10 protein-coding genes are annotated in these 10173 nt (G+C 57.1%); all 10 read right to left on the bottom strand.

Going from position 1 to position 10173, the window contains the following annotated elements; genetic code table 11:
- A partial coding sequence (locus tag RTI30_RS10130) for an amidase (RefSeq protein ID WP_312283722.1) occupies positions 1 to 782 on the bottom strand: 782 nt, incomplete at its 3' end.
- A 9-nt stretch (positions 783 to 791) separates the two neighbouring features.
- The gene (gene gatC / locus RTI30_RS10125; protein WP_312261125.1) at positions 792 to 1076 is read right to left on the bottom strand and encodes an Asp-tRNA(Asn)/Glu-tRNA(Gln) amidotransferase subunit GatC; all 285 of its coding nucleotides are present in this window, start codon (positions 1074 to 1076) and stop codon (positions 792 to 794) included.
- Between the two features lie 11 nt (positions 1077 to 1087).
- Complete coding sequence (locus RTI30_RS10120; protein WP_312261123.1) at positions 1088 to 1861, bottom strand: VacJ family lipoprotein; 774 nt, start codon at positions 1859 to 1861, stop codon at positions 1088 to 1090.
- Positions 1858 to 2514 carry an ABC transporter substrate-binding protein gene (locus tag RTI30_RS10115; RefSeq protein WP_312261121.1) on the bottom strand — a complete coding sequence of 219 codons (657 nt, stop codon included), beginning with the start codon at positions 2512 to 2514 and terminating at the stop codon, positions 1858 to 1860. The genes RTI30_RS10120 and RTI30_RS10115 overlap by 4 nt, the downstream gene beginning before the upstream one ends.
- Positions 2515 to 2545: 31 nt before the next feature.
- Positions 2546 to 3649, bottom strand: coding sequence for an adenosyl-hopene transferase HpnH (gene hpnH, locus RTI30_RS10110; protein ID WP_312261119.1), 1104 nt, complete (start codon positions 3647 to 3649; stop codon positions 2546 to 2548).
- 99 nt (positions 3650 to 3748) lie between these two features.
- Positions 3749 to 4588: a ferritin-like domain-containing protein gene (locus RTI30_RS10105; RefSeq protein ID WP_312261117.1), complete on the bottom strand. Its 840-nt coding sequence runs from the start codon at positions 4586 to 4588 to the stop codon at positions 3749 to 3751.
- Complete coding sequence (locus tag RTI30_RS10100; RefSeq protein ID WP_312261115.1) at positions 4585 to 5628, bottom strand: flippase-like domain-containing protein; 1044 nt, start codon at positions 5626 to 5628, stop codon at positions 4585 to 4587. The genes RTI30_RS10105 and RTI30_RS10100 overlap by 4 nt, the downstream gene beginning before the upstream one ends.
- Positions 5615 to 8311, bottom strand: coding sequence for an MMPL family transporter (locus tag RTI30_RS10095; RefSeq protein ID WP_312261114.1), 2697 nt, complete (start codon positions 8309 to 8311; stop codon positions 5615 to 5617). Before RTI30_RS10095 ends, RTI30_RS10100 begins: the two co-directional genes overlap by 14 nt.
- Positions 8292 to 9161, bottom strand: coding sequence for a hopanoid biosynthesis-associated protein HpnK (gene hpnK / locus RTI30_RS10090; protein ID WP_312261189.1), 870 nt, complete (start codon positions 9159 to 9161; stop codon positions 8292 to 8294). Before hpnK ends, RTI30_RS10095 begins: the two co-directional genes overlap by 20 nt.
- 2 nt (positions 9162 to 9163) lie before the next feature.
- On the bottom strand, positions 9164 to 10173 hold a 1010-nt coding region (hpnJ, locus tag RTI30_RS10085; RefSeq protein ID WP_312283721.1), incomplete at its 5' end, for a hopanoid biosynthesis associated radical SAM protein HpnJ.

Genomic DNA, 10173 nt, shown 5'->3' with positions numbered 1-10173 from the left:
CCCACGCGCAAGCCTTGCAAGCTGCGCCCCAAGGCGGCACTGAATCGACCGCCGCCCTGGGGGTGACTGGTGGAATCGAGGGGATCATGGCCGGCCATCGCATCCATGAGCAAGGCGCAGTCGGCTGCCGAGCGGGCCATGGGACCGCCTTGGTCGAGGCTCGAAGCAAAAGCGATCATGCCGTAACGAGATACTCGCCCATAGGTCGGTTTGAGACCAGTTATGCCGCAGAAAGCCGCTGGCTGGCGAATCGAGCCCCCGGTATCGGTACCCGTGGCCGCCGGAATCAAACGCGCTGCCACCGCCGCTGCGGAGCCGCCCGAGGAACCACCAGGCACACACCCCAGGTTCCAGGGATTACGTACTGGCCCAAAATAGCTGGTCTCGTTGGAAGAGCCCATCGCAAACTCGTCCATGTTGAGTTTGCCGAGGGATACCGTCCCTGCCTCCTGCAGCCGCCGCACCACGGTAGCATCATAGGGCGAGACAAAGTTGGAGAGCATCTTGGAACCGCAGGTGGTGCGCAACCCCCGCGTGCAAAAAATATCCTTGTGGGCGAGAGGGATGCCCAATAAGGGAGAGGACTCTCCTTGGGCTCGCCGCCGATCGGCGCTCTGCGCCTGCTGCAGCGCCGTCTCTGCTGCAATGCTGATGAACGCATTGATGGTGCCCTGCGCCGCCTCGATACGCCGTAGTAGAGCCTGCGTGAGCTCTACGGCAGAAAAATTTTTTTTGCGTAGCCCTTCGGCGAGCTCCGCCAGTTCCAGTTGGTGGAGTTCCATGCGCCTACCTTATTCGATGACTTTGGGAACCAGAAAAAGACCGTCCTCGGCCCGGGGTGCAGAGGCCAAGAGCTCTTCTCGCGAGGGTGTTTCAGAACGGAGTTGATCCGCCCGCAAGGGCTGTTGCAAATCCAGGGGATGCGCCATGGGTTCAATCCCTTCCGTGGGCACCGCTTGCATCTGTGCAACCAGAGCAAAGATACTGTCCAACTGACCAGCCACTTGGGCCAGCTCGGACTCGGGTAGAGCAATTCGACTCAAGTGCGCAATACGTCTAACGATTTCTGCTTCCAAGCTTTCTTCCTTCAAGGTGTGGCAGCGGCAGAATCCGTGGTCGCCGTAGCTGGCGGCAAGTCCAGGCCCTCCAGCAACTGGCTCTTGTTCACTTTGCCACCGTCGATCAAAAACTGCTCGTGCTGCTCCCAGGCATTGCGGGCAAAAACATAGGGATTCACCGCATCTTCCACCATCCGCACCTGCGGCGCATCGACATGACCGGTGTTGATGATGCCCATACCAGACCAGGCCCACTGCGCATTGCTACTGGGAAAATAATACGGCGGCGCCGTATAAATCGCGAGCGCCAGCCCCGGAAGATTCCGCAGCGAGCTGGGGCCATAAAAAGGAAGCACCAGATAGGGTCCTTGCGGCACCCCCCATACCCCAAGGGTCACGCCAAAGTTGTTACTCTGCTTGGGTAGATCGAGCTTGTTGGCAACATCGAAGATGCCGCCCAAGCCGAAGATGGTATTCACCAGAAAGCGGCTCAGCCCCGACATACCTAGCTGAACCCGGCCCTGCAGAAAATCGTTTACGAATACGTAGGGCATATCCGCATTCGCAAACACATTACTCACGCTGGTGCGAAAAAATTTGGGGGTTACCGCCTCGTAGCCTTGGTTGACCGGTCCCAAGACGTTTCGGAAAAGCCAGAGGTTGGCGTTAAAAATTGGCTTGTTGATCGGCTCTAGTGGATCATTGGAGCTGCTCTGCCCATTCGGCCCCTGCACCGTCGCACAACCACTCAAACAGAGCATGGCGGCACAACCCAAAACGATGGCAGTACGCCCCAAATTCACGACTTCGCTCCCGAGGCATAGTCTTGAATTTGACGCCGCAGGTGGGCGAGCAAGGCCGGGAAGCCTTTGCTTTTGAGCAGTTCCGTATACTCGGCGCGCTTTAGGGAAAGGTCGCTAACGCCATCGGCCACTACATTGACCACGCGCCATTCCTTGTTGGCCGACTGCTCCAATAGGTAATCGAAACGATGCACACGGCCGCTTTTCATGGTGAAGGTCGTAAACACCCCCATGGTCCCAGGACGCAATTCCTGGGTATCGACCACCGCAAAACGCTCGCCATCGTATTCATCAAAGCGTCCGGCATAGGTCGCTGCGGTATACTTCGCCAATACGCTCACGAACTGCTTTTGCTCCGCGGCACTGAGCTTCGACCACTCCGAACCCAAAGCGAGTTGCGCGATTTTATCGAAATCAAAAACCTTGGCGAGAACCGGCGCAATGATCTTATAGCGTCCCGCATACCCCGCCGCCTTGCCTGCCTGCATGGTTTGCAGCAGGGCCTGGTCGAGGGTCTCGATACTGGCTTTTGGGCTATCCAGCGCGGCCTTTTGCGAGCTGGCGACGGCATCGGCCGCCCACAGCACAGGGCTACCGAGTCCAAGCAGACCAACCGCCATAAACGCGCCCAAGAGTCGCGACTTACGCATCATGACACCACCTCCCTGTACCGAAGAGCCTGCCTCAACGCTCCACCCGCAAGGGGAACACCGGCCGCCTGGGTGCGGAATCCGAAGAACTCGGGGGCATATCCGGCGCCATTGGCCCCGATGTTCGTGGCCCAAAGAGAGCTACCTTTAGCGCTTTGAGTGGATGGGCAAAGGTATCGTTCACTGCCGTCGGCTCGAATCCGGAGTGTACCTGGCACTGATCGCACTTGCTGTTGTTTCCTACGCCATAGCGATCCCAGGGAGTTTCTTCCATGAGTTCTCTGAAACTCGAGGCATATCCCTCGCTTACCAACAGATAGCAAGGCTTCTGCCAACCGAAAATATTGCGGGTGGGATTGCCCCATGGAGTACATTGGTAGGTTTGGTTACCCGCCAAAAAATCGAGGAACAAACTCGATTGGTTGAAACGCCACTTCGACTTGCGCTCCTTACCGATACGAAAGATATCACGAAAGAGTTGACGCGAGGCTTGCCGCTTGATGAAAACTTCCTGCTGTGGCGCACGCTCGTAGTTGAATCCCGGCGAGATAGTTACACCCTCGACTCCCATTGCCTTGCAGTCGTCGAGAAAATTGGCTACCTCCTCGGCACCTTCCCCTTGAAACAAGGTGCAATTGACGGTGACGCGGAAGCCCTTCTGCACCGCTTCGCGAATGGCCTCTACAGCACGCCGATACGTGCCCGGCTGGCAGACAGAGTCGTCGTGGCGATGCTCGTTGCCATCCAGATGTACGGAAAAAGTCAGATATGGAGAGGGTCGATAGTCGTCCATACGTTTTTTCAGTAGCAAGGCATTGGTGCACAAATACACAAAGCGCTTGCGCTGGATGAGACCATCGACGATCTGCGGCATTTCTTTGTGAATCAGCGGTTCGCCGCCAGCAATCGAAACAATCGGCGCCCCACATTCTTCTGCAGCACCAATGCACTCTTCCACCGACAGGCGTCGGTCCAATACATCGTCAGGATAGTCGATTTTGCCGCAACCGGCGCAAGCCAAGTTACAACGAAAAAGCGGTTCGAGCATGAGAACCAGGGGGTACTTGCGATTACCGCGAAGCTTTTGCCCAATGATGTATCGTCCAACCCGATAGCTTTGTATCAGTGGCACTGCCATTGTCGAATCTCTCCTTTCCTCGGGGCAAGCATTCCCGAAATGAATGTGACTTTCTATACTATAACATACCGAAGCGTATGTTACCCAGCACCCGAATTGTTACGCAGCTTTGCGCCGAGACAGAAAGAAAAACAAGAAATTGGCAATCCGCGGCGCAAGCTTTGGGCGCAGTAGGCGCGCATCATAAGGAGCGAATCGACGCTCGTTTTCTTGGCGGCAGAGAGCCAGGAGCTTGCCGAGGCTCATGTCCTGACTGACCTGCTCATGGCCAGTCATAGTAAAGTTTTCTTCGCCGCCGCCCATACCGCGAGCGGTTTGGATGCGTGCCCAAGCCTGCAAGGCAATTACCTGGAGGCGTTGCCACTCGAGGACGATCTTCTTCCACCAGGGCAGCTGTTGCCGGTACCAATGGAGCCAATTGATGAAAAAAATGATATGACGGGCCTCTTCTTGCATGATGGGCTCGAAGATCTGTACCAATGCCGCCGGGAAAAAACCGGAGTCTCGCGCGGCGGCAAAAAGACCAAAGGCAAAATACGAGTCCAAACACTCGCCATATCCCGTAAACAGAAACTCCCAATAGGGATCGCGGATGCGCGGCGGAGGCGGCGGCGGTGGAATCTGGATACCATAATGCTGCACCAAGGCCTGCAAGAGTTCGGCGTGGCGACGCTCCTCGAAACCATCGAGGGCAATAGCGGCCTTCACTAGCGGATCCGTCTCGGCATCTGCCATATGCTGCACCATGCGTGCGGTAACACTTTCCGTGGCCACCGCTTCACCCCAGAACGGCAGGGATTTGAGTCGTTGCTCGGCAGCCGCATCTAACTCCGGCCACGAGATCTGCCGTGGATCAAAGTCGATGTGGGTGTCATGAAAAAACTGGCAGAATAACTCGCGATGCCCTTGCGCCGTCATCTCATCCATCGTCACGCTCATACCATTTTCTCCTGCGAACCTCTTTTTTTGCGCCAAAGCAGGCGGAAATTCCACCCCTCCATCATATACCAGGACAGCAACAAGGGCAGCCCCAAGAAGAGTTCACGAAAACGGCGCAAGAGAGAGTAGACCAAAGCGAGATCCGCGGGGACCCCAACCACGGCACCAAAGAGCATGAAGCCGCCTTCCTGCACGCCCAAGGCTCCCGGCATAAAGAAGGCCACACTGCGCAAGGCCTGCCCCAAACTCTCCAGCAAAATTGCGGCGCTAGCAGAAACGGGGTGGCCTAATAGATAAAAACTGAGCCATAACTCACCGGCACCGGCAAAGAGCCCCGCCAACTGCCAGGCATTGGCGCGCAGCAATGCCCAGCGGCGCCGAAAGATGTTGCGAATCTCTTCATCCAGCTGCTGGAGATTCCCGAGGAACGCCAGGAAATCGCGACCACGCAACAATCGCTCCTGTAGCCGCAGCAAGAGGGAAAAAAGACCATATCGTTGCTGCAACCAAAAAAGCAGGAGCAGAACCGGCAAAGTAGTCAGCAGAGCGTAAGCTACTTCGTTGCGCAGGGAGAGATCTGCACTCCAGGATAAGAGCAAGAAAAAGCCCAACAGCGTAAACAAGAACTGACTGACCAGGGTCAGGCCAACCTCTACTACCACGCTCGCTGCGGCTTGGTAAGTCGAAACCCCCATGCGTGCCAAAAGGCGAATGCCGATCAGCTCGCCACCCACGCGGGCAACGGGCAAAAGACCATTGATGGCCTCGCGCAGAAGCGCCAGCCAAGTCAACTTACCGAGCCGTGGACGATTGGGCATGCCATAGAGCAGCCAGCGCCAACTCATCGCATCGAGACCAATCACCAACACATGCACAGGAACGATCAGCCATAAGAGCCAAGATCCCTGACGCACAATGTCGAGGATTTCACCCACGCCCGCATACCAGACGAGGTAGCCAGTGAAAATGAGGCCCAGGGCAATCAGCAGCAGCGAGCCCCACCCCTTCGATGCCGCACTGGAAACCTCAGCTGCCCTCATCTTGTGCAATACCCTCCTCTTTGGGAGAGGAAGTAAATAGTAGAAGCAAGGCCGGTAATACAATCAAAATACAGAGCAAGACGATGACCAAGGCAATGCTCAAGGCATCGCCAAGGCTCGCCATACCCGGATCGACCGAAAGCGCCATGCTGCCAAAGGCGCTCAAGGTCGTGAGACCGCTGAAGAATACCGCCATGGGGGTCGAGGTTTGCAGCAGGTGAGCAACATCAACCCCACTGCGCCAGCGCAGAACGATATAAATGCCAAAGGCCACCCCGAGCCCAATGAGCAAGGGCAACACGATGATATTGCCGAGATTGAAGCTCACCCCAAGCAAGGACATCGCCGCTACGGTAAAGAGAGCGGCAAGGAGCAGGGGCAAAACGATCAGCAGCATGTCGCGATAGCGGCGCAGAGAGATGAGCAGCAGGAGGGCAATGCCCGCTACGGCGACATAGGTAGCCTCTTGGAAGGCTCCGAGCACCGCTTCCCCGCCCTCTACCAGCATCACCGGCGTTCCCACCGCGTGTGGCTCGACTTGCCGCACACTGTTCACAAATTGCAGCATTTTCACATTGTCGGCGAGGTTTTCTTTGGGAAAGACTTCAACCCGCGCCTGACCATCGGCGGCCAGATATCGGCTGCGCAGGTCCTGGGGCAGAGTATCGAGGGTGACTTGCGAGGCAAGGAGCGCCTGACCGAGTTGCTGGAGTTCGTCGGGTAGGGTGCCCAAAAGCGTAGCCTGCAGCGATGCCAGAGCCTTGGCATTGCCCCCATCTTTTTCCAAGAAGCGTTGCAATGCAGCGGCCAAGGCACCGGCAGCGGCTCCCTGGGGCGTTTGCTCCCGAGCCGCCAATTCTTGCAGCTTCGCCTGCAGTTTTTGTAGTTTACCCGCGGTATCTGGGCCGGGTGGGGCAATCGTCGCCGGCATCAACAGCGAAAATGGCGGTACCAAAATCTGCAAGTTATTGAGGATAGCGAGTTTGGGCTCCTGATCCGCAGGTAGATAATCGGCAAGGGTGATGGCTCTGGCGACCGTTGGCACCTTACGTACGCGTTTAGCGATTAGCTCAGCCTGTTGTAGGTTCGGCGCCAGGATGTCGATGCGGTAGGGTGCGGTGTCGGGATTGGCAAGCAAGGATTCGAAGACTTTCACACCCTCGGCATGCTGGTCGATCATGTGCAGGGGATTGAAATCGAAGCGCACCCGCAGTGCCGCCGGAACCGCCGCTGCCGCCAGGAGGGCAACCGCAATCAACACCATCCAGGCATAGCGATGAATGGGATAGCGAGTAAGAGTCGGCACCCGTCGAAAGTGCGGGAAATCAAGGCGCTTACGGGCTTGCACCGATAGCGGCCAAATGGTGAGGAAGGCGGGCAGCAAGGTGATCGTCAGTAGCAGGCCGATGAGCATGCTCGACCCGGAGATCAGGCCCAAATCCACAATTCCGGCATAGCTCGTTGGCACGAAGGCAAAGAAGCTGATTGCCGCCGCCACCGCCGCCAGAGAAAGGGCCGCTCCCAGGCCACGGGCAACTCGGCGCATGGCCTCCTCGTGACTGGTACCGTTGAAAAGCTCCTCGCGAAAGCGAAGGCTGAATTGGATACCAAAATCGATGCCCAAGCCAATGAACAAGATCGCAAACGATACCGAAATCAGATTGAAGGGGCCAATGGCAAGCAGCGCCCAGGTAGTGGTCAACAAAATTCCTACCACCAGATTGAGTAGTACACCAACTACCAAGCGGGTACTGCGTAGGGCAAGGATTAGCAAGAGAATCTCAAGACCGAGAGTCAGGGCAAGGGAACTGAAAGCACCTTGGCTCACGGTCTTGAGCTGCTCGGCATCGAGAACCGCTTGGCCGGTGATGCCAACATCGAGCCCATGCTGGGCGTCGATACCAAGGGAATGCAACCCCTTACGTAAGGCTTGGATGGAAGCCTCCGCCGGCTGCAGGCTGGCGTAGTTCAACACCGGTTCGAGGATGACAAAACCTTGTTTCGGGCCGAGCTGCGCCAGGCTGCCACCCATCAGATTGGCCCAAGAAATCGGTTCTGGCTTGCCAGCCAGCTCGCCATCGATGCTTTTGGTGAAGGCTTCATATACCGGGGTGAGCCCTTGCACGTCCGTACCGTGCGAGAGGCGCTGATCGACGGCCTCACTGAGCAAATCGCTCAATCCCGCCAAACTAGGATTGGCGGAAAGGCTGGCGATGAGGGGCTGCGCATCGGTGATTCGCTGGGCAAACGCGCGCACCTGAGAAACCGGCAGATACAAGAGGCCGTTACGCTGAAAGAATGTGCCACCACCCGGCACATAAACACTGCGAAAATAATGCGGCTGCGCCTGCGCCCATTTCTGCACACGCCGAACCGCGGCTTGGGTGGCACTGGCATCCTTGCCTTGCAACACCACAACGATGCTGTCGCGATCCTGCGGAAAGATCTTGTTATAGGCGCGTTGTTCTTGCTGGAAAGGCAGATCGCGGGACAAAACATCACTGGTATCGGTATTCACCGCAAAATGGGTAGCGATGAAGATGCCCCCGAGGACCACAGAAACGGCATACAAGAGCAAGACCAGCCGCGCCCGCTGCACACTCCACTGCATCAAGCGACAAAGACGCCGCATGTAGATCTCCCCGAGGCGGGCGAGAAAACGCTCAGCCGCGGGCGAAATCACGATAGGTTCCTTTTCGTATGTGCCGCGACTGCAGGAGTTCCGGCAAGTCTCGGGCGGAAAGTGCTTGCCACTCTGCCACGGGCCGATAGTTGGGCATCAGGGCACGTAGGCTCGGGCTTTGCTCGAGTGCAGGATGAAAATACAGTTCCGTCACCTGACCGGCGGGGACAATCGCCAGAGCGCGCCGTAGGTGCTCTCCATCCATCTGCCCCGTCGACTGCAAGCCAAGCAAGACATCATTACAAAACAGGCCATGGGATTGAATGACGCGACGCATGCGGGCAACCCAGGGCGTGAGTAGCCGAACGCCAAGGGCAGCTGCGCCTTGTACGGGCGCCAGCTGCCGCGCCAACGCTAGGGGCTCGCGCGGAATGCGCACCGAACGCAACGCAAAACGCTTGCCAATGTCTATCAACAAATGCAGAACCGTCGGGTGAACGTGAAGGTGTTTGTGGGCGTTGACGTGATCGAGGGGCAGGCCAAAGTCGGCAAAGGCCGCGTATTGTGCCGCAATTTCGGCTTCGAGCTGGCGTCGCACCCGCGGCAGGAAAAAGTAGCGAAACCCACGCCGCCAGAGATCGGCAGCAAACCGCCCCTGGGTATCGACCAAATCCGGCACCTGCTCTGCCGGCAGAATCGGAGAACCGTCGACCAAGGTCAGGTGCAAGCCGACACCAAGCTTTGGTAGCTCTCGGGCCAAACGCACAGCCTCGGCAGCTGCCGGCGCCGCCACCATCAGACTGGCGCTGGTGAGTACACCCTGCCGATGGGCCGAGGCCACCGCGGCATTGACCGCGGGGTCCAATCCATAATCATCGGCATTGAAGATGACTCTAGCTTCGCCAACCACACTCAACCATGGCGCTGACGCAAAAAGCGCACGAACTCGACCCCCTCGCGCAGACGACGCTTCATCATTTGTGAGCTGCGCAGCATCTCGCCGGTGATTTCAGCAATCTTACCCGCCCGGAAGTAGAATTTTTTGTACATGACCTCGACGGAATCAAAAATCTCGGTGTGATTGAGATGCGGATAGCTCATCGGGCTGATCTGCACACCACGATCATTGACCAAGTGCGATTCATCTTCCTCTGTCAACCAGCCCTGTTCCTTGGCCTGCTTGTAGAGGTAGGTACCTGGATACGGGGCCGCCAGGGAGACCTGAATGGTATGGGGGTTGATCTCTTTGGCAAACTGAATGGTTTGCTGGATGGTTTCCTGGGTCTCGCCCGGCAAGCCCAGAATGAAGGTGCCATGGATGGTGATGCCGAGTTTATGGCAGTCCGCCGTGAACTTGCGCGCCGCCTCGACTTTTAGGCCCTTCTTGATATTGTTAAGGATCTGCTGGTTACCCGACTCGTAACCCACGAGCAAGAGACGCAAGCCGTTGTCGCGTAAGACTTTGAGAGTTTCGTAAGGAACATTAGCCTTGGCGTTGCAAGACCAAGTTACCCCAAGCTTGCCCAAACCACGAGCAATTTCTTCGGCTCGCGGCCGATCATCGGTAAAGGTGTCGTCATCAAAGAAGATTTCTTGCACCTGCGGGAAGGCCTTCTGGATGTACTTGACTTCCTCGATGACGCTGGCAGCACTGCGGGTGCGGTAGCGGTGTCCGCCAACGGTTTGCGGCCAAAGGCAAAAGGTGCACTGGGAGCGGCAGCCGCGGCCCGTATAAAACGAGATATAGGGGTGTTTGAGATAACCGATAAAGTAATTTTCGATGCGTAGGTCGCGCTTGTAAACCTCGGAAACGAAGGGCAAGGCGTCCATGTCTTCGATCATGGCGCGGTCAGGAGTGCGTACCAGTAGACCATTGGCGTCGCGATAATTGATGCCGTCGACCTCCGACAGAGGACGACCCT

Origin of the sequence: Candidatus Igneacidithiobacillus taiwanensis, assembly GCF_031962545.1 — a bacterium.
In the GTDB taxonomy this organism is placed as follows: Bacteria; Pseudomonadota; Gammaproteobacteria; order Acidithiobacillales; family Acidithiobacillaceae; genus Igneacidithiobacillus; species Igneacidithiobacillus taiwanensis.
The sequence above is the reverse complement of the archived record's forward strand: the minus strand, read 5'-3'. Positions and strand labels throughout refer to the sequence as shown.